The following is a 19,767-nucleotide window of genomic DNA, read 5'->3' on the forward strand; positions in this document are numbered from 1 at the left end:
GTCAGTGGTTGCGCGGGAAGCCCGGGTCCAGCCCGCACGGCTCACTTCGGGGCGTGCCCGCGGACCGTGTCGCGGAAGGCGGTCGGGCTCTGGCCGGTGCGCTGCTGGACGTACGTGCTGAAGTGGGTGGCACTGGAGAAGCCGAGGCGGTCGGCACCTGGGCGTAGTCCTCGACCCGGCGGGTGCGGGCGGCGAGAGGGTCGGCGGCCAGTCGCGGGGCCCGCGCGTCCTCGGGCAGGGGCCGGGCGCAGGATCGGTGCGTGCGGGTCCGCTACGGCGTACTGCGGACCGAAAGGCCCTACGCCTCGGGTACGGAGACCAGCCACCGCGTCTCCCTGCGCGGGCGCAGGTACAGGGCCCAGTACAGGGTCGCCACGGCCGTGATGCCGCCCGTCCAGAGCAAGTACGCCGGGTCCTGCTGGATCAGGATGTAGACGAGGACCACGATCAGCAGGAGCGGGGCCGCCGGCCACAGGGGCATGCGCCAGGCCTGGGTGTGCTTGTGGTGGCCCCGGCGGGACAGCAGCGCGGCGATCGCGACGAGCAGGTACATGCCCGTCACCGAGACGCCCGTGACGCCGTAGAGGGTGTCCAGGTTCACGAAGCACAGGGCCGCGCCGGGGACGCCCACGGCGAGGGTGGAGACCCAGGGGGAGCCGAAGCGGCCGAGGCGGGAGAAGAGGGTGTTGACCGGCTCCGGCCAGGCCTTGTCGCGGGCCGAGGCGAACAGGACGCGGGAGTTCTGGATGACCATGACGATCCCGGCGTTGATGATCGCGAGAGCCACGCAGAGGCTGACGAACGTACCGACGGCCGAGTTGGACCAGGCGGTGACCATGGCGGAGATGTCCCCGCCGGTCAGGGCGGCGAGGTCCGGGGCGCCCAGCGTGATGGCGGCGACCGGGACCAGGATGATCACGGTGGAGATGGCGAGCGTGGCGAGGACCGTACGGGCCACCGAGCGGCGCGGGTTCTCCAGTTCCTCGGAGAGGTAGACCGCGGTGGAGAAGCCCTGGGTGACGAACAGGGCGATGGCGAGGCCGGAGACCACCAGGAGGGCGGTGACGGTGTCCGGGGCGCCGCTCGGGCCGGCCACGTCCATCGAGACCAGGCTGTCCGGGCCGCGTTCCGCGTGGCTGAAGCCCAGGACCGCCACCACGGCCGCCGCGATGACCTCCAGGACCAGGAAGACGCCGGTGATCCAGGCGTTGGCGCGCAGGTCGAGCAGACCGGCCAGGGTCGCGAGGAGCATGACCGAGGCACCGGTCCAGGACGGGTCGAGGTGGACGAGGGGGGCGAGGTAGTCGGCCGTGCCCATCGCGATGACCGGCGGGACGATCATCACGACCAGCAGGGAGAGCACGAACACCAGCCAGCCCGCGAGGCGTCCGGCCATCGTCGAGACCATGGCGTACTCGCCGCCGGCGCTGGGGATGAGGGTGCCCAGCTCCGAGTAGCAGAACGCCACCGCGACGCAGAGCAGCGAGCCGATGGCGATGGTGAGGCCGGTGGCGGTGCCGAGCGAGCCGAACAGGTCGGGGACCACCACGAACAGCGTGGAGGCGGGGGTCACGCAGGAGAGGGTGAGGAGGGTGCCGCCGACGACTCCGATGGAGCGCTTGAGCTTCCCGGGATGACGGTCCGGCGCCTGCGCGACGGCGGGCTCGACGGGGCGGAGCGTGTCGGTCATGCGGCGGTTCCCTACGGCTCGGCGGTGAACTGCGCAGCATCACACCCCGACGAAAGCAGCACGTCAATGGCTGTTTGCCTACGAAATCCGCAGCAGAAACACGTCAATGCTGTCGTTTTGGGAAGCGGAGGTCGACGGGAACAGGGCGGGGGCTCCCTGCGGTAACCGCAGGGAGCCCCCGGAAAAAACTCTCGGCCTTCGCCTCAGTGGTTGCGCGGGAAGCCCAGGTCCACGCCCGCGGGGGCGTCGGCCGGGTCGGGCCAGCGGGTGGTGACGACCTTGCCGCGGGTGTAGAAGTGCGTGCCGTCGTTGCCGTAGATGTGGTGGTCGCCGAAGAGCGAGTCTTTCCAGCCGCCGAAGGAGTGGTAGCCCACGGGGACCGGGATCGGGACGTTGACGCCGACCATGCCGGCCTCGACCTCCAGCTGGAAGCGGCGGGCCGCGCCGCCGTCCCGGGTGAAGATCGCGGTGCCGTTGCCGAACGGCGAGGCGTTGATCAGGTCCAGGGCCTCCTCGTAGGTCTCGGTGCGCAGCACGGTCAGCACCGGGCCGAAGATCTCGTCCTGGTAGGCCTTGGCGGACGTGGGCACCTTGTCGAGCAGCGAGATGCCGATCCAGTGGCCGTTCTCGAAGCCGTCGACCGTGTGGCCGGTGCCGTCCAGGACGACCTCGCAGCCCTCGGCCGCGGCGCCCTCGACGTAGGAGGCGACCTTGTCGCGGTGGACCTTGGTGATGAGCGGGCCCATCTCGGAGGTGGGGTCGTTGCCCGGGCCGATCTTGATCTTCTCGGCGCGCTCCCGGATCTTCTCCACCAGTTCGTCGCCGATCGAGCCGACCGCGACGACCGCGGAGATGGCCATGCAGCGCTCGCCGGCGGAGCCGTAGGCGGCCGACACGGCGGCGTCGGCGGCCGCGTCGAGGTCGGCGTCCGGGAGCACCAGCATGTGGTTCTTGGCGCCGCCGAGGGCCTGGACGCGCTTGCCGTTGGCGGAGGCGGTGGTGTGGATGTAGCGGGCGATCGGGGTCGAGCCGACGAAGGAGACGGCCTTGACGTCCGGGTGCTCCAGCAGGCGGTCCACGGCCACCTTGTCGCCGTGGACGACGTTGAAGACGCCGTCGGGCAGGCCCGCCTCGGACAGCAGCTCCGCGATCTTCAGCGAGGCCGAGGGGTCCTTCTCGGACGGCTTCAGCACGAAGGTGTTGCCGCACGCGATGGCGATGGGGAACATCCACATCGGCACCATCGCCGGGAAGTTGAACGGGGTGATGCCCGCGACGACGCCGAGCGGCTGGCGGATCGAGGAGACGTCGACGCGGCTCGCGACCTGCGTGGACAGCTCGCCCTTCAGCTGCACGTTGATGCCGCAGGCCAGGTCGACGATCTCCAGGCCGCGCGCGACCTCGCCGAGGGCGTCGCTGTGCACCTTGCCGTGCTCGGCGGTGATCAGCTCGGCGATCGCGTCCCGGTTGGCGTCCAGCAGCGCCCGGAACTTGAACAGGATCGAGGTGCGCTGGGCCAGCGAGGACTGGCCCCAGGTCAGGTAGGCCTCCTTGGCGGCGGCGACCGCCGCGTCCACCTCGTCGACCGAGGCGAACGCGACCTTCGTCGTCACCTCGCCGGTCGCCGGATCGGTCACCGGCCCGTGCGTGCCCGAGGCGCCTTCGACGGTCTTGCCGCCGATCCAGTGGTTGACGATCTTCGTCATGGCCGGGAACTCCTTCACAGATGGCGGCGTCGGGTGGAGACGTGCCGTTCGTACAGCTCACGTGCCTTGACCGCGGACGGCCGTGTCGCGGTCTCGGCCACGGGTACATCCCACCAGGCCTGCGCGGGAGGCGCGCCCGACACTGTGTCTGCCGTTTGGGTCTCGACGTAGACACATGTGGGAGTGTCGGCCGCCCGGGCCTCGGCGAGGGCCTCCCGCAGGTCCCGGACGGTCTTCGCGCGCAGGACGCGCATGCCGAGGCTGGCCGCGTTGGCGGCGAGGTCCACGGGCAGCGGCGGCCCGGTGTAGGAGCCGTCCTCGGAGGGGTAGCGGTAGGCGGTGCCGAACCGCTCGCCGCCCACGGACTCCGACAGGCCGCCGATGGACGCGTAGCCGTGGTTCTGGACGATCAGGACCTTGATCGCGACGCCCTCCTGCACGGCCGTGACGATCTCCGTCGGCATCATCAGGTACGTGCCGTCGCCGACCAGCGCCCACACGGGCCGGTCGGGAGCGGCCAGCTTCACGCCGATGGCGGCCGGGATCTCGTAGCCCATGCAGGAGTAGCCGTACTCCAGGTGGTACTGGTCGGGCGACCTGGTGCGCCACAGTTTGTGCAGGTCGCCGGGGAGGGAACCGGCGGCGTTGATCAGGATGTCCGACTCGTCGGCGATCTCGTCCAGGGCGCCGAGGACCTGGGGCTGGGTCGGGCGCGTGTCCGGTTCGTCCACCTCGTAGCAGGCGTCGACGCGCTGCTCCCAGCGCTCCTTGTCCTCGGTGTACTCGGTGGCGTAGGTGCCCGCGACCCGGTGCGCGTGCAGCCGGAGGGCGCCGGTGAGCTCCTGGAGGCCGCTGCGGGCGTCGGCGACCAGGGGCCGCCCGGCGAGCTTGTGGCCGTCGTAGGGCGCGATGTTGAGGTTGAGGAACCGGACGTCCGGGTTGCCGAACAGCGTGCCGGACGCGGTGGTGAAGTCGGTGTAGCGGGTGCCGACGCCGATCACCAGGTCGGCGGTGCGGGCGAGTTCGTCCGCGGTGGCGGTGCCGGTGTGGCCGACGCCGCCGACGTCCTGGGGGTGGTCGTGGCGCAGGGAGCCCTTGCCGGCCTGGGTGGAGGCGACCGGTATGCCGGTGGTTTCGGCGAACTCGGCGAGGGCGTCCTCGGCGCGGCTGTGGTGGACGCCGCCGCCCGCGACGACCAGGGGCCTCCTCGCCGAGCGGATGATCCGTACCGCCTCGGCCAGTTCCGCCGGGTCGGCGCCGGGACGCCGTACGGTCCAGACGCGCTCGGCGAAGAACTCCTCGGGCCAGTCGTACGCCTCGGCCTGCACGTCCTGGGGCAGGGCGAGGGTGACGGCGCCGGTCTCGACGGGGTCGGTGAGGACGCGCATCGCGTTCAGCGCCGAGGGGATCAGGGCCTCGGGCCGGGTGATCCGGTCGAAGTACCTCGACACCGGGCGCAGGCAGTCGTTGACCGACACGTCGCCCGCGTACGGGACTTCGAGCTGCTGAAGGACCGGGTCGGCGGGGCGGCCGGCGAAGATGTCACCGGGCAGGAGCAGCACCGGCAGGTGGTTGATCGTCGCGAGGGCGGCACCGGTGACGAGGTTGGTGGCGCCGGGGCCGATGGAGGTCGTCACCGCGTGCGTGGACAGACGGTTCGACTGGCGGGCGTAGCCGACCGCCGCGTGCACCATGGCCTGTTCGTTGCGGCCCTGGTGGTACGGCATCTGCTCGGCGTGCTCAAGGAGCGCCTGGCCGATGCCGGCGACGTTGCCGTGGCCGAAGATGCCCCAGGTGGCGCCGATGAGCCGCTGCCGCACGCCGTCGCGTTCGGTGTACTGGGCGGACAGGAAGCGCACGAGCGCCTGTGCCGCCGTCAGCCGTGTCGTCGAGGTCATCGGTGTCCCTCCCTCTGAGTGGTCACGGATACGCGACGGCGACCACGGGCGTTCAGGGCGTTCACCCGGGGAGGCCGCGTACTCCTCGTCGGGGGGACCTCCGGCGCGGGGCCGTAGCGGGCGGGGAGTTGTCGCTCGCTCTTCGCTCCTGCCAAAGCAAAGCGGCCTCCCGCGCCGGAGGCGATCTGGGCCCGGGACCTGCCCGGGAGAGGGAACGCTCGGTCTTCTGTGCTGTCGCCCGCGGTGAAGGTGCGGATGGTCATGAGGCGGCCCTCACAGCAGTCCGACGGCGGTGTCCACGGCGGCGGCCACGTCCCCGTCCGCCGGGTACAGCAACGAACGTCCCACGACCAGCCCGCACACGGTGGGCAGTCGGAGGGCGCCGCGCCATTTCTCGTACGCCCCGTCCTGATCGTCGCCCACCTCGCCGCCCAGCAGTACGGCGGGCAGCGTGGAGGCCGCCATGACCTCGGCCATGTCGTCGGGGTTGTCGGTGACCGGGACCTTGAGCCAGGTGTAGGCGGAACTGCCGCCGAGGCCCGAGGCGATGGCGATCGACTTGGTCACGGCCTCGGCGGAGAGGTCGTTGCGGAGCCGGCCCCGCTCGTCGCGGTGGCTGATGAACGGCTCGACGAAGACGGGGAGTCGCCGGGCGGCCATGGCGTCGACGGCCCGGGCGGTGGACTCCAGGGTGGTCAGCGAGCCGGGGTCGTCGTAGTCGATGCGCAGGAGCAGCTTGCCCGCGTCGAAGCCGAGGCGCTCGATGTCCTCGGGGCGGTGGCCGGTGAAGCGGTCGTCGAGTTCGAAGCGGGCGCCCTGGAGGCCGCCGCGGTTCATCGAGCCGACGACGACCTTGCCGTCGAGGGCGCCGAGCAGGAGCAGGTCGTCGAGGATGTCGGCGGTGGCGAGGACGCCGTCCACGCCCGGGCGGGACAGGGCCAGGCAGAGGCGTTCGAGGAGGTCGGCACGGTTGGCCATGGCCAGGGCACGGCCGCCTACGCCTAGGGCGCCGCGGGCCGGATGGTCGGCGGCGACGATCATCAGGCGGCCGTCGCCGTTCAGCAGCGGCCGGCGGGGGCGGCGGGCGGCGGCCTCGGCGATCGCCTCCGGGCGGTGGCCGCGCAGGCGGACGAGTTCGCCGACGTCGACGGTCACTGGACGGCCCCCGCGGTGACGGCCGCCTCGATCTCGTCCGGCGTGGGCATCGCGGAGGAGCACTCCAGGCGGGAGGCGACGATGGCACCGGCGGCGTTGGCGTGCCGCATGGTCTTCTCCAGGTCCCAGCCGGCCAGCAGGCCGTGAACGAGGCTGCCGCCGAAGGCGTCGCCGGCGCCGAGTCCGTTGAGGACGTTCACCGGCAGCGGCGGGACCTCGGCGCTCTCGCCGGCGCTGTTCACCGCGAGGACGCCCTTGGGGCCCTGCTTGACGACGGCCAGTTCGACGCCCGCGTCGAGCAGGGCGCGGGCGGCGGCGTGGGGTTCGCGCACGCCGGTGGCGACCTCCACCTCGTCGAGGTTGCCGACGGCGACGGTGGTGTGGCGCAGGGCCTCCGCGTAGAAGGGGCGGGCGGCCTGTGGGTCGGTCCAGAACATCGGGCGCCAGTCGAGGTCGAAGACCGTGGTGCCGGCCTTGGCGCGGTGGGCGAGGGCCGCGAGGGTCGCCGTGCGGCTCGGCTCCTCGCTCAGGCCCGTGCCCGTGACCCAGAAGACCCGGGCGTCGCGGATGGCGTCGAGGTCGAGCTCGTGCGCGTCGATCTCCAGGTCGGGGGCCTTGGGCAGCCGGTAGAAGTACAGCGGGAAGTCGTCCGGCGGGAAGACCTCGCAGAACGTGACCGGCGTGGGCAGGCCGGGGACCGGGGTGACCCAGCGGTCGTCCACGCCGAAGCCCCCCAGGGCCTCGTGGAGGTAGGTGCCGAAGGGGTCGTCGCCGGTGCGGGTGATCACCGCCGTGCGCCGTCCCAGGCGGGCCGCGGCCACCGCGACGTTGCTCGCCGAGCCGCCGAGGAACTTGCCGAAGGACGTGACCTGCGGCAGCGGGACGCCGGTCTGGAGCGGATACAGATCCACTCCGATCCGCCCCATGGTGATCAGGTCGTGCGCCATCGGTGTCCCCTCGATGCTCGGCTCTCCCCGGTTTTGTAGCCCCCCTCTCGAGGCCCTGTCAATGTTTTGTCCAGACATTCGGACCAGATCATGACAGCGCTTTCCGTTCGTCGGGGCCCGTGTCAAGGGCCCGTGTCAAGGCACCCCGCCGACGCCGGGGCCCGCCCATGTGCCGCGGCTGTGTCACAAACGCCTCCCTCGTGTCACGCGTGTCGCGAGTACGCGGGTCTTCCGTCACACCCGGCGCACAGGCCCTGCCCCGTATCACCGGGCGTCGTTGACCGGGCACAGGCTTGTTGATCGCCAGCGCAGCGCCCGGCTCCCCCGGACGGCCGTCCACGGCCGCCGCCGCGGTGCGCGCGGGGAGGTGCACGTCATGACCGACCGAAGGCTCTGGTCCTACAAGGAGATCGCGGCGCACATCCGGGTGCAGCCCGACACCGTGCGGTCCTACCGCAAACACGGGCTGCTGCCCCCGCCCGACCACGTCGAGAGCGGCAAGCCCTACTGGTACGCCGACACGGTCCGGGCCTGGGTCGCCTCCCGGCCCGGCAACCGCCGAAGAGCCGACTGACCCACCCCCTGCCCCTCCCGTGCCCCACCGTCGCGTGGGGCACGGCCGTTCGCGCGTACGTCAGTCCCAGGGTTCGACGACCGTCAGCTCCACGGCCGAATGACCGTCGCCCCCGCTCCCGGCGCGGTCCCCATCGCCGCCAGAGCCGCGGGCACCTCGTCCAGGGTGATCGTGGACGTCACCAGCAGGTCGGGGCGGAGCACCCCGCTGCGGACCAGCTCCAGCATCGGCGGGTAGCCGTGCGCGGCCATGCCGTGGCTGCCGAGGAGTTCGAGTTCCAGGGCGATCGCGCGGGCCATCGGCACGGGGGTCGTGCCGGACGAGGAGGGGAGCAGGCCGACCTGGACGTGCCGGCCGCGGCGGCGCAGGCCGTTCACGGAGGCGGCGCAGGTGCCGGGCGAGCCGAGGGCGTCGAGGGAGAGGTGGGCGCCACCGCCGGTCACCTCGCGGACCGCGGCCGCGGTGTCCGGCACGCCCGTCGCGTCGACGCATCGCGCCGCCCCGAACGTCCCCGCAAGGTCCAGGGCGCCGGGCGACACGTCGACGGCCACGACCCGGGCGCCCGCCGCGGCCGCGATCATCACGGCCGAGAGCCCGACCCCGCCGCACCCGTGCACCGCGACCCACTCCCCCGCCGCGACCCTGCCCTGCCGCACCACCGCCCGGTACGCCGTGGCGAACCGGCAGCCGAGCGAGGCCGCCGTCGCGAAGGACAGCTCCCCGGGCAGCGCCACGAGGTTCACGTCGGCGTGGTCCAGTGCCACGTACTGGGCGAAGGAGCCCCAGTGGGTGAAGCCGGGCTGGGTCTGGCGCTCGCACACCTGATGGTCGCCGGCGGCGCAGGACGGGCAGGTGCCGCAGGCGCAGACGAACGGCACGGTGACCCGGTCCCCGGGCCGCCACCCGGTCACCCGGGCGCCCACCGCCTCGACGACCCCGGCGAGTTCGTGCCCGGGCACGTGCGGCAGCGCGATGTCCGGGTCGTGGCCCTGCCAGCCGTGCCAGTCGCTGCGGCACAGCCCGGTGGCCTCGACCCGTACGACGACCCCGTGCTCCGCGGGCTCCGGGTCCGGCACGTCCCGCACCTCGGCAGCCTCCCCGTACCGCTCGAACACCACGGCCCGCATGGATCCACCCGCCTTTCGCTCATGCCGCGCCCGGCCCCGCCGGCGCACGGGGGTGCCCCGGCGCCCCGGGCGGGCGACGCCTCGGGGCACGCTAGCGGTGGGCCGGGGAACGCCGCCGACCCGGGCGCCGCGTCGGCGGCGGGCGTCGTGAACCGATACCCCCTAGGGGTACAGTGGAGTATGCGGGTCCCCAGCGGACCCCACAGCCCCACATGCCTCGACGAGGAGTAACGACATGACCGCCCAGACCGACACCACGGGCCCCGTCACCACCGTCTTCAAGGTGAGCGGCATGAGCTGCGGACACTGCGAGGGCGCGGTCTCCGGCGAGATCTCCCAGATCCCCGGCGTGAGCTCGGTGACGGCCGTCGCCAAGACCGGCGAGGTCACCGTCGTCTCCGCGGCCCCGCTCGACGACAAGGCCGTGCGCGACGCCGTCGACGAGGCCGGTTTCGAACTGGCCGGCCGGGCCTGAGACGCACCAGACCTGGCACTCGTACCCGTGTACGGGCCGTACGGCCGCCGCCCCGGCCCGTACGGCCCGTTCCGTCTCCCGGGCGCCCCGCATCTCCTGGAGTGAGGACATGACCAGCACCACCGCCCAGGCACCGGCCGCTCGCGAGCCGGCCCTCGCCGAGGTCGAGCTGCTCATCGGCGGGATGACCTGCGCCTCCTGCGCGGCCCGCGTCGAGAAGAAGCTGAACCGGATGGACGGCGTCTCGGCCACGGTGAACTACGCGACGGAGAAGGCCCGGATCACCTGCCCCGAGGGCACCGAGGTCGCCGATCTGATCGCCACCGTCGTGAAGACCGGGTACACCGCCGAGGAACCCGCGCCCCCGCGGGAGGAGGCCTCCGCCACCGAGGACGAGGACCCCGAGCTGACGGCCCTTCGCGGTCGCCTCGCCGTCTCCGCCGCCCTCGCCGTGCCCGTGATCCTGCTGGCGATGGTCCCGGCGCTCCAGTTCGACACCTGGCAGTGGCTCTCGCTCACCCTCGCCGCGCCGGTCGTCGTCTGGGGCGGACTGCCCTTCCACCGGGCCGCATGGACGAACGCCCGGCACGGCGCCGCCACCATGGACACCCTGGTCTCCCTCGGCACCCTGGCCGCCTTCGGCTGGTCCCTGTGGGCGCTGTTCCTCGGCGACGCGGGGACGCCGGGCATGCGGCACCCGTTCGAGTTCACGGTCTCGCGCGGCGACGGCGCCTCCTCGATCTACCTGGAGGTCGCCTCCGGCGTCACCGCGTTCATCCTGCTGGGACGCTGGCTGGAGGCCCGCTCCAAGCGCCGTGCCGGAGCGGCGCTCAGGGCGCTGATGGAACTGGGCGCCAAGGACGTGGCCGTGCTGCGGGACGGACGCGAGGTGCGGATCCCGGCGCAGCGGCTGGCCGTCGGTGACCGGTTCGTCGTGCGGCCCGGCGAGAAGATCGCCACCGACGGCACGGTCGTCGAGGGCGCCTCCGCCGTGGACGCCTCGATGCTGACCGGCGAGTCGGTGCCGGTGGACGTGGCGGCCGGGGACCCGGTCACCGGCGCGACGGTCAACACGGCCGGACGGCTGGTCGTCGAGGCCACCCGGGTCGGTGCCGACACGCGGCTCGCACGGATGGCGAAGCTGGTGGAGGACGCGCAGAACGGCAAGGCCGAGGTGCAGCGGCTCGCCGACCGGATCTCCGGGATCTTCGTGCCGGTGGTGCTGCTGATCGCCGTCGCCACGGCCGGGGCGTGGCTCGGGCTGACGGGCGACGGCGTCGCCGCGTTCACCGCGGCCGTCGCGGTGCTGATCATCGCCTGCCCGTGCGCGCTGGGCCTTGCCACGCCGACCGCGCTGATGGTCGGCACGGGCCGCGGCGCCCAGCTCGGCATCCTCATCAAGGGCCCGGAGGTGCTGGAGTCCACGCGCCGCGTCGACACCGTCGTCCTGGACAAGACCGGCACGGTCACCACCGGCCGGATGACCCTCCTGGAGGTCCACGCCGCCGAGGGCACCGACGAGAAGGAGGTGCTGCGGCTGGCCGGCGCCGTCGAGCACGCCTCGGAGCATCCCGTCGCCCGTGCGATCGCGCTGGGAGCCGAGGAGAGGGCCGGGCGGCTCCCGGAGGTCGACGGGTTCGAGAACGTCCCCGGGCGGGGCGTACGCGGGCGCGTGGAGGGCCGGGACGTCGCCGTGGGGCGGCTCTTCGACGACGTGCCGGAGGAGCTGGCCCGCGTGCGGGACGAGGCCGAGCGGGCCGGGCGTACGGCCGTCCTGGCCGGCTGGGACGGGACGGCGCAGGCCGTTCTGGCCGTGGCGGACGCGGTCAAGGAGACCAGCGCCGAGGCCGTGCGCGAGCTGCGCGCCCTGGGGCTCACGCCGGTGCTGCTGACCGGGGACAACCGCGCGGTGGCCGAGACGGTGGCCGCGGCGGTGGGGATCGAGACGGTGGTGGCCGAGGTCCTCCCCGAGGACAAGGTCGACGCGGTACGGCGGCTACAGGCCGAGGGGCGGGTCGTCGCGATGGTGGGCGACGGCGTCAACGACGCGGCCGCGCTCGCCGCCGCCGATCTGGGCCTGTCCATGGGCACCGGCACGGACGCGGCGATCGAGGCGGGCGATCTGACCCTGGTCCGCGGCGATCTGCGGGTGGCCGCGGACGCGATCCGGCTCTCCCGCCGGACCCTGGGCACGATCAAGGGCAATCTCCTGTGGGCCTTCGGCTACAACGTGGCGGCGCTGCCGCTGGCCGCCGCGGGCCTGCTGAACCCGATGATCGCGGGGGCTGCGATGGCGTTCTCGTCGGTCTTCGTCGTCACGAACAGCCTGCGACTGCGGACATTCCGGTGAAGTCCCCCGAATTCCCCCTAAGTTCACGGCGAACGTGATTTGAGCCCCTCTGGAGTCCCGGGCCGGGCTCACATAAGCTCTTCACAAGGCTCGCGCATCATCCTTACGCTTGGGTCCCGGTCGGCATATCCGGGCTCTTGCGCAGCTAACGGACAAATGCAAGAGACGCAGATCACAGTGATGTGAACGTAACCATCGAAGGGGTTCGAAGGTCTAAGTTGACGATGTCAGGGAGCGTCTTGGGGGGCGCCACCTGGCATCTGGAGATGTCTTGGGGGACTTCTCCAGTTGGGGGTACCTCCCGGCTCGAACGGAGTTGAGAGCTTGGGGGAGCGTTGCCGGGGCACGTACGCCGGGAAGCTTTGAGCGGCCCTCCCGGACGTGCGCTGTCCCGGCAGAGCGCGCACCACAGCACGACGAGTTTTGCTCGTTCTGCTCAACAGCGATTCAGGCGCTGTCCTCACAGACGCCCGGCCGGATCCCGTGGGGGGAATCCGCACCGGGACTGGGAAGGCGCCCTGGACGTCGGCCCGTGGGGGGACCGGCGCCGGGGCGCCTTCTTCATTGCGTAAGAAATCACGTGAGGGATCATGCGAGCCGGTCGGTGATCCACGAACCACGGCGTGGATCACGAGAACGGTCGGTGATCCACGAACCACGCCAGGGCTCACGCGAGAGCCCCCGCATCCGGCAACCGGATGCGGGGGCTCTGGCGGTACCGCGCCTCAGGGCTCCTGGGCGGCAGTCTCAGCGCTCCTCGACGGGCACGAAGTCGCGCTCGACCACGCCCGTGTAGATCTGGCGCGGGCGGCCGATGCGGGAGCCCGGCTCCTTGATCATCTCGTGCCACTGGGCGATCCAGCCCGGCAGCCGGCCGAGGGCGAACAGGACCGTGAACATCTCGGTCGGGAAGCCCATGGCCCGGTAGATCAGGCCGGTGTAGAAGTCGACGTTCGGGTAGAGGCTGCGCTCGACGAAGTAGTCGTCGGAGAGCGCGTGCTCCTCCAGCTTCAGCGCGATGTCCAGCAGCTCGTCGGACTTGCCGAGGGCGGACAGCACGTCGTGCGCGGCGGCCTTGATGATCTTGGCGCGCGGGTCGAAGTTCTTGTAGACCCGGTGGCCGAAGCCCATCAGGCGGACGCCGTCCTCCTTGTTCTTCACCTTGCGGATGAAGGAGTCGACGTCACCGCCGGAGTCGCGGATTCCCTCCAGCATCTCCAGCACCGACTGGTTGGCGCCGCCGTGCAGCGGGCCCCACAGGGCGTTGATGCCGGCGGAGATCGAGGCGAACATGTTCGCCTGCGAGGAGCCGACCAGGCGGACCGTGGACGTCGAGCAGTTCTGCTCGTGGTCCGCGTGCAGGATCAGCAGCTTGTCGAGCGCGGAGACCACGGTCGGGTCCAGGTCGTACTCCTGCGCCGGGACCGAGAAGGTCATGCGGAGGAAGTTCTCGACGTAGCCGAGGTCGTTGCGCGGGTAGACGAACGGGTGACCGATCGACTTCTTGTACGCGTACGCCGCGATCGTCGGCAGCTTGGCGAGCAGGCGGATCGTCGAGAGGTTGCGCTGGCGCTCGTCGAACGGGTTGTGGCTGTCCTGGTAGAACGTGGACAGCGCCGAGACCACCGAGGACAGCATGGCCATCGGGTGGGCGTCGCGCGGGAAGCCCTTGTAGAAGTTCTTGACGTCCTCGTGCAGCAGGGTGTGCTGCGTGATGTCGTTCTTGAACACCGAGAGCTCGTCGACGGTCGGCAGCTCGCCGTTGATCAGCAGGTAGGCGACCTCCAGGAAGGTGGAGCGCTCGGCCAGCTGCTCGATCGGGTAGCCGCGGTACCGCAGGATGCCCGCTTCGCCGTCCAGGTACGTGACGGCGGATTTATACGCGGCCGTGTTGCCGTAACCGCTGTCCAGCGTCACCAGACCGGTCTGGGCGCGGAGCTTTCCGATGTCGAAGCCCTTGTCACCGACGGTGCTGTCGATCACCGGGTAGGTGTACTCGCCGTCGCCGTACCGCAGTACTACAGAGTTGTCGCTCACGTCTTCCCTCACCGACGTTGTGCCTCATCTTCGAGGTTGCCCTGACTGTCTCTACCATCCCCCACTTGGCTCAGGAGAGTGCACTCGGGGTCGACCATCGGGCCTATCGACGGCACTGAGTGCCGTCAACTTGCTCATCCTGCCCCCTGAGTTCCCCTTCTGGAAGTGTCTTGTGACCTTCACGACTCGTTTGATCGATCATTTTTCGTTGAACCGAGCCGGAAGTCGAGTGCCGTGCACCGCCGGCCCGCCGAAACCGTGCGCACCGCCTGGCCGATCGCCTTGCGCGAACCGACGAGGACGACCAGCTGTCTGGCCCGGGTGACGGCCGTGTAGAGCAGGTTCCGCTGGAGCATCATCCAGGCGCTCGTGGTGACCGGGATGACGACCGCCGGGTACTCGCTGCCCTGGGAGCGGTGGATCGTCACGGCGTACGCGTGGGCAAGCTCGTCGAGCTCGTCGAACTCGTACGGCACCTCCTCGTCCTCGTCCGTGAGCACCGTCAGGCGCTGGTCGACGGGGTCGAGCGAGGTGACCACGCCGACGGTGCCGTTGAAGACCCCGTTCTCGCCCTTCTCGTAATTGTTGCGAATCTGGGTGACCTTGTCGCCGACGCGGAACACCCGCCCGCCGAATCTCTTCTCGGGCAGGTCGGGGCGGCCCGGGGTGACGGCCTGTTGCAGCAGGCCGTTGAGGGTGCCCGCGCCGGATGGACCGCGGTGCATGGGGGCGAGGACCTGGACGTCCCGGCGCGGGTCCAGCCCGAACTTGGCCGGAATGCGACGGGCGGCCACATCGACGGTGAGCCGCCCGACGGCCTCGGTGTCGTCCTCGACGAAGAGGAAGAAGTCCTTCATGCCGTCCGTGACCGGATGCTGCCCGGCGTTGATCCGGTGCGCGTTCGTCACCACACCGGACTGCTGGGCCTGCCGGAAGACCCGGGTGAGACGGACCGCTGGGATCGGGCCGCCGTCGGCCAGGAGATCGCGGAGCACCTCCCCCGCGCCGACGCTGGGCAGCTGGTCGACGTCCCCGACGAACAGCAGGTGCGCCCCCGGCGGGACCGCCTTCACCAGCTTGTTGGCGAGCAGCAGGTCCAGCATGGACGCCTCGTCGACCACGACCAGGTCGGCGTCCAGCGGGCGGTCCCGGTCGTAGGCCGCGTCGCCGCCGGGCTTGAGCTCCAGCAGGCGGTGGACGGTGGATGCCTCGGCGCACGTGAGCTCGGACAGGCGCTTGGCGGCCCGGCCCGTGGGGGCGGCCAGCACGACCTTCGCCTTTCTGGCGCGGGCCAGCTCCACGATCGAGCGGACCGTGAAGGACTTGCCGCAGCCCGGGCCGCCGGTGAGGACGGCGACCTTCTCGGTCAGCGCCAGCCTGACGGCGGCCTCCTGCTCGGGCGCGAGGTCGGTGCCGGTACGCCCCTTCAGCCAGCCCAGCGCCTTGTCCCACGCCACGGTCCGGAAGCCCGGCATGCGGTCCTCGGCGGTGCGCAGGAGGCGCAGCAGCTGGGCGGAGAGGGAGAGTTCGGCGCGGTGGAAGGGGACGAGGTAGATCGCGGTGACGGGCTCGCCGCCGTCGGGGCCCGGCACCTTCTCGCGTACGACGCCGGGGTCCTCACCGTCCTCGGGGGGTTGGGCCAGCTCGGCCAGGCACTCGATGACCAGGCCCGTGTCGACCTGGAGGAGTTTGACCGCGTCCTTGATCAGCTGCTCCTCCGGGAGGAAGCAGTGGCCCTGGTCGGTGGACTGGGACAACGCGTACTGCAGGCCTGCCTTGACGCGCTCCGGGCTGTCGTGCGGGATGCCGACGGACTGGGCGATCTTGTCGGCGGTGAGGAAGCCGATGCCCCAGACGTCGGAGGCGAGCCGGTAGGGCTGGTTCTTCACGACGGAGATGGAGGCGTCGCCGTACTTCTTGTAGATGCGCACGGCGATGGACGTGGACACCTCGACCGTCTGGAGGAAGAGCATGACCTCCTTGATGGCCTTCTGCTCCTCCCAGGCGTCGGCGATCTTCTTCGTCCGCTTGGGGCCGAGGCCGGGGACCTCGATGAGGCGCTTGGGCTCCTCCTCGATGATCTGGAGGGTGTCCATGCCGAAGTGCTGCGTGATGCGGTCGGCGAAGACCGGGCCGATGCCCTTGACCAGGCCCGAGCCGAGGTAGCGGCGGATGCCCTGGACGGTGGCCGGCAGGACGGTCGTGTAGTTCTCGACGTGGAACTGCTTTCCGTACTGCGGGTGCGAGCCCCAGCGGCCCTCCATGCGCACGGACTCGCCGACCTGTGCGCCGAGCAGGGCGCCGACGACCGTGAGCAGGTCGCCGCCGCCTCTGCCGGTGTCGACCCGGGCGACCGTGTAGCCGTTCTCCTCGTTGGCGTACGTGATGCGTTCGAGTACGCCTTCCAACGTGGCCAGTCGCCGCTCGCCCGTCTGGGCGGCCCCCGCCTGATCGGTCATGATCCGACGGTACCGCCCGGGTACGACAGTGCGGCCGGGCCGGAGCGCCGGTGACCGGCGCATAAAGCGACCGATCAGTATGCGATCAGGGGCTCAGCTTTCACGGTGAGTTCACAAGAGAGTCCGAAACTTTACAGTTCAAGCATCCTGGTCGCCCCTTTTGTGATTCCTTCCGTGGAAGAATTCAGGCGTTCGAGAAATGGGGGGCGGACTCGATTCCGGAGCGACCGTGATGCCGATGCGTTCCCCTGGCCCGAGCGGTCCCCGGCGCGCCCACACCGCGGGCACGGTGCTCGTCGGACTGTGCGCCGTCGGCACGTTGACGCTGCTCGTGATGGCTCCGGCGATTTCCGGGGAGCACGCGATCGTGGCCCCGGGGTCTTCGACGCCGCACGGGAACACGCCCGACCCTCCCCTGCCGCACCGGGCACCCGCTCCGGAATTGCCGCCCCTTCCCAGCCCCGGGCCGGGTTGATTCCGCCCCTTCCCATTCCATTCCCCCGGCTCCGAATGACGACGAGGAACGATGTCACCCCAGGCCCAGAGCGTCGCCCTGTGGATCATGTCCCTGGCCATCAACATCACGGCGGCGTGCGCGGGCATCGTCTGGGGCTGGGAGGCCTTCGCACAGTTCCTGCTGCCGGCGTTCGGATCGGTGGTGGGGGCGTCGATGGTGAGCTACAGCCTGCGGCGCTGAAGGCGCCGGCGGATGTCCGGACGGCGCGAAACCCATTGCCGCTCCGCCTCCCGCCTGATTAGCGTCCGCCCCATGCCCCCGACCCTGCACACCGCGCGCCTGCTCCTGGACTCCTACACCCCCGACGACGAAGAGGATTTCGTCGCCCTGTTCCAGGACGTCAGGCTGTCCCGGTGGATGGGTGACGGGCCCTCGTCCGAGGCGGAGGACCGGGCCCTGTTCGGGAGGATCTTCACCAAGGTCTACGCACAGGACCTGTTCGACGTGTGGGCGGTCCGGCGCGAGGGGCGACTGGTCGGGCACGCGGAGATCAAGCGCACCGACGCGGTGGACGGGCACGAGATCGTCTACGCGCTGGCTCCCGAGGCCTGGGGAAGCGGACTCGGGACCGAACTCGCCGAGGTACTAGTGGCCTACGGCTTCGAAACGCTCGGGCTCGCCGAGGTGCACGCCACCGTCGCCGCGGAGAACGAGGCCTCGCTGCGCCTGCTCGGCCGGATGGGATTCGCGCACGTGCGCGACGTCGAGGAGAACGACGGGGGCCTCACCCGCGTGCTCACAGCCTGCCGAGGATGACCCCGCGCCAGGTCCAGCCGGCCGTGAGCACGACGTCCCGCAGGGGGTCGCGCAGCTCCGCGCTGTCGAAGCGGTAGGTCTCCGTCGCTTCGAGCCGGCCGCTCTCCCCGCGGCCGATCGTGTAGTGGCGGGAGACGGTCCGGTCGGGACCGCGCGTGTACTGCCCGGAGATCTTCAGCCGCGGCGGATCGCCGACCCGGGTGACCTCCCGCCCCTCCTCGATGACGCGCACCTCGTGGGTCTCCGGGACCAAGCGCATCCGGAACCGGACGGCACGCGTCAGCTGCGACCGGACGAAGAGGTCCTGCCAGGCCGGTTCGGCCGTCCGCCACTCCGCGACCACGTCGGCGCCCTGCGCGGCACCGTCGCGGATCACGTACGGCGCGTCGGCGCGGCCCAGCCCGAGCAGGGCCGCGCGCACCTCCTGGGCCGGACGCGGAACGACCCCGGCGGCGGGATGGGTGGTCCCGGTGAGCTTGTCGAAGAGGCGCATGGTGTCAACCTAGGGCGGCCCGCCGGAGCCACGGCCGGGGCCCCTCAAAAATCCGGCAAGAATTTCTTACGTCGCCGTGCAACCCTTTCGGCCCCAAGGCGGTCGTACTATGCGTCAGGACTTCTGGAGGGGGATCCGGGGGGATCGCGGGGGACCTGACGGGAGGGGAAAGGCCGAGGGGGCCTGGTCGACGGACCGGGCTCCCTCGAAACCGTTCGGGCCTGTTCAGAGGCCGTTCAGGGCCCCTTCGAGGCCGTCAGAAGAAGACGCCGCACCTCAGCAGGACGTTGGCGTACGGCCGTGCCTCGCCCGTGCGGACGACGAGCCGGGCACCCGCCGACAGCTCCTTGAGGCGTTCGTGCGACACGAGGTCCAGTCCGGGGAAGTGCCCCTCCAGCAGCGCCGACGCCTCCGGGTTGGCCTCCCGCAGCTCCTGCGCCGCCGTCGCCCCCTCGACCACCAGCTCGGCCAGCAGCCCGTCCAGCACCTCGGCGAACGCCGGCACCCCTGCGCGGAAGGCCAGGTCCACCACCCGGGGGCCGTCGGGGATCGGCATGCCCGCGTCGCACACCAGCACCCCGTCGCCGTGGCCGAGTTCGGCCAGCGCACCGGCGAGATGACGGTTCAGTATTCCGGTCCTCTTCACGGTGCGGCGACCTCCGCCGCCGTCGGGAAGGACGCCTGCGCGCCCTCCTTCGTCACGGTCACGGCACCCACCCGCGCCGCGTACGCCGCAGCCTCGGCCAGCGACGCGCCCGCGCCCAGCCGGTAGGCCAGCGCGGCGGTGAAGGAATCACCCGCGCCCGTCGTGTCCACCGCGTCCACCTTCACGGCCGGCACGCGCGCGACACCCTCCGCCGACGCCACCAGCGCGCCTTCCGCGCCCAGCGTCACCACCACCGACTTCGGGCCCTTGGCGAGCAGAATCCGCGCCCAGTCCTCGGGGGTGTCCCCCACTGCGGAGCCGCCCAGGATCACCTTGGCCTCGTGCTCGTTCACGATCAGCGGGTCGCAGGCCGCCAGCACCTCCTGCGGAAGGGGGCGCGGCGGGGAGGGGTTCAGCACGAAACGGCTTTCGGGCGACAGGCTCCGCACGGTCTCCACCACCGTCTCCAGCGGGATCTCCAGCTGCGCCGACACCACCCGCGAGCCCTGGAAGAGGCACCCGGCCGCGCTCACGTCCTCCGCGGTCAGGCGGCCGTTCGCGCCGGGCGACACCACGATGCTGTTGTCCCCGGACGGATCGACCGTGATCAGCGCGACGCCGGTCGGTGCGCCGCCCACCAGGACTCCCACCGTGTCGACGCCCGCCGCGCGCTGCGACTCCAGCAGCAGCCGGCCGTGCGCGTCGTCGCCGACCCGGGCCAGCAGCGCCGTACGGGCACCGAGCCGGGCGGCGGCGACCGCCTGGTTCGCGCCCTTGCCGCCCGGGTGGACGGCCAGGTCGGAGCCGAGCACGGTCTCTCCGGCGCCGGGCCGGCGCTCCACTCCGATCACCAGGTCGGCGTTGGCCGACCCCACGACCAGGAGGTCGTAGTCGTACATGAGTTGTCTCCCCACGTGAGTGAGATGGGCGGGCGGTC

16 protein-coding genes and 1 pseudogene are annotated in these 19,767 nt (G+C 71.4%); 5 read left to right on the top strand and 12 right to left on the bottom strand.

The genetic code is table 11. The features are described 5' to 3' along the window. Positions 1–298: 298 nt before the first annotated feature. From QOL88_RS13960 to iolC, 6 genes and pseudogenes are all read right to left on the bottom strand, one after another. Positions 299–1,690 carry an APC family permease gene (locus QOL88_RS13960; protein ID WP_097216743.1) on the bottom strand — a complete coding sequence of 464 codons (1,392 nt, stop codon included), beginning with the start codon at positions 1,688–1,690 and terminating at the stop codon, positions 299–301. A 203-nt stretch (positions 1,691–1,893) separates the two neighbouring features. Beyond that, complete coding sequence (mmsA, locus tag QOL88_RS13965) at positions 1,894–3,396, bottom strand: CoA-acylating methylmalonate-semialdehyde dehydrogenase (RefSeq protein ID WP_097216744.1); 1,503 nt, start codon at positions 3,394–3,396, stop codon at positions 1,894–1,896. A 14-nt stretch (positions 3,397–3,410) separates the two neighbouring features. Then, positions 3,411–5,294 (bottom strand): 3D-(3,5/4)-trihydroxycyclohexane-1,2-dione acylhydrolase (decyclizing), encoded by a 1,884-nt coding sequence (gene iolD, locus QOL88_RS13970; protein ID WP_097216745.1) that lies wholly within the window; start codon positions 5,292–5,294, stop codon positions 3,411–3,413. Positions 5,295–5,386: 92 nt separating this feature from the next. Beyond that, a pseudogene (locus QOL88_RS38845) lies at positions 5,387–5,503 on the bottom strand (5-deoxy-glucuronate isomerase); the annotation flags it as partial. A gap of 64 nt (positions 5,504–5,567) precedes the next feature. Continuing rightward, positions 5,568–6,449: a Cgl0159 family (beta/alpha)8-fold protein gene (locus QOL88_RS13975; RefSeq protein WP_097216747.1), complete on the bottom strand. Its 882-nt coding sequence runs from the start codon at positions 6,447–6,449 to the stop codon at positions 5,568–5,570. Next, positions 6,446–7,396 (bottom strand): 5-dehydro-2-deoxygluconokinase, encoded by a 951-nt coding sequence (gene iolC / locus QOL88_RS13980; protein WP_097216748.1) that lies wholly within the window; start codon positions 7,394–7,396, stop codon positions 6,446–6,448. Before iolC ends, QOL88_RS13975 begins: the two co-directional genes overlap by 4 nt. Positions 7,397–7,772: 376 nt before the next feature. Between iolC and QOL88_RS13985 the strand changes: the two genes are divergently transcribed. Continuing rightward, complete coding sequence (locus QOL88_RS13985) at positions 7,773–7,970, top strand: helix-turn-helix transcriptional regulator (protein WP_097216749.1); 198 nt, start codon at positions 7,773–7,775, stop codon at positions 7,968–7,970. A gap of 83 nt (positions 7,971–8,053) precedes the next feature. On the opposite strand, the gene QOL88_RS13990 is transcribed toward QOL88_RS13985, so the two are convergent. Then, positions 8,054–9,097 (bottom strand): zinc-dependent alcohol dehydrogenase family protein, encoded by a 1,044-nt coding sequence (locus QOL88_RS13990; protein WP_097216750.1) that lies wholly within the window; start codon positions 9,095–9,097, stop codon positions 8,054–8,056. Between the two features lie 235 nt (positions 9,098–9,332). Here QOL88_RS13990 and QOL88_RS13995 point away from each other — a divergent pair, with 235 nt between their 5' ends. Both QOL88_RS13995 and QOL88_RS14000 read left to right on the top strand, forming a co-directional pair. Continuing rightward, complete coding sequence (locus tag QOL88_RS13995) at positions 9,333–9,572, top strand: heavy-metal-associated domain-containing protein (protein ID WP_097216751.1); 240 nt, start codon at positions 9,333–9,335, stop codon at positions 9,570–9,572. A gap of 109 nt (positions 9,573–9,681) precedes the next feature. Continuing rightward, entirely contained in the window at positions 9,682–11,922 is a 2,241-nt protein-coding gene (locus QOL88_RS14000; protein ID WP_097216752.1) for a heavy metal translocating P-type ATPase, read from the top strand. A 747-nt stretch (positions 11,923–12,669) separates the two neighbouring features. On the opposite strand, the gene QOL88_RS14005 is transcribed toward QOL88_RS14000, so the two are convergent. Beyond that, complete coding sequence (locus QOL88_RS14005) at positions 12,670–13,959, bottom strand: citrate synthase (protein ID WP_097216753.1); 1,290 nt, start codon at positions 13,957–13,959, stop codon at positions 12,670–12,672. Between the two features lie 179 nt (positions 13,960–14,138). Further along, positions 14,139–16,418, bottom strand: coding sequence for an SF1B family DNA helicase RecD2 (recD2, locus tag QOL88_RS14010; protein ID WP_097216754.1), 2,280 nt, complete (start codon positions 16,416–16,418; stop codon positions 14,139–14,141). A 526-nt stretch (positions 16,419–16,944) separates the two neighbouring features. Between recD2 and QOL88_RS14015 the strand changes: the two genes are divergently transcribed. After that, positions 16,945–17,115, top strand: a complete 171-nt coding sequence (locus QOL88_RS14015; protein ID WP_157851227.1) for a hypothetical protein — start codon at positions 16,945–16,947, stop codon at positions 17,113–17,115. A gap of 72 nt (positions 17,116–17,187) precedes the next feature. Beyond that, positions 17,188–17,691 (top strand): GNAT family N-acetyltransferase, encoded by a 504-nt coding sequence (locus QOL88_RS14020; protein WP_097216755.1) that lies wholly within the window; start codon positions 17,188–17,190, stop codon positions 17,689–17,691. Here QOL88_RS14020 and QOL88_RS14025 read toward each other — a convergent pair. From QOL88_RS14025 to QOL88_RS14035, 3 genes are all read right to left on the bottom strand, one after another. After that, complete coding sequence (locus QOL88_RS14025; RefSeq protein WP_097216756.1) at positions 17,672–18,184, bottom strand: hypothetical protein; 513 nt, start codon at positions 18,182–18,184, stop codon at positions 17,672–17,674. The genes QOL88_RS14020 and QOL88_RS14025 overlap by 20 nt on opposite strands. 256 nt (positions 18,185–18,440) lie before the next feature. Next, positions 18,441–18,830, bottom strand: a complete 390-nt coding sequence (gene rbsD, locus QOL88_RS14030; protein WP_097216757.1) for a D-ribose pyranase — start codon at positions 18,828–18,830, stop codon at positions 18,441–18,443. Continuing rightward, on the bottom strand, positions 18,827–19,729 hold the full coding sequence (locus tag QOL88_RS14035) for a ribokinase (protein ID WP_097216758.1): 903 nt from the start codon (positions 19,727–19,729) through the stop codon (positions 18,827–18,829). The genes rbsD and QOL88_RS14035 overlap by 4 nt, the downstream gene beginning before the upstream one ends. Between the last annotated feature and the right edge of the window lie 38 nt (positions 19,730–19,767).

It is taken from the genome of Streptomyces sp. Ag82_O1-12 (assembly GCF_900182715.1).
Classification (GTDB): domain Bacteria; phylum Actinomycetota; class Actinomycetes; order Streptomycetales; family Streptomycetaceae; genus Streptomyces; species Streptomyces massasporeus.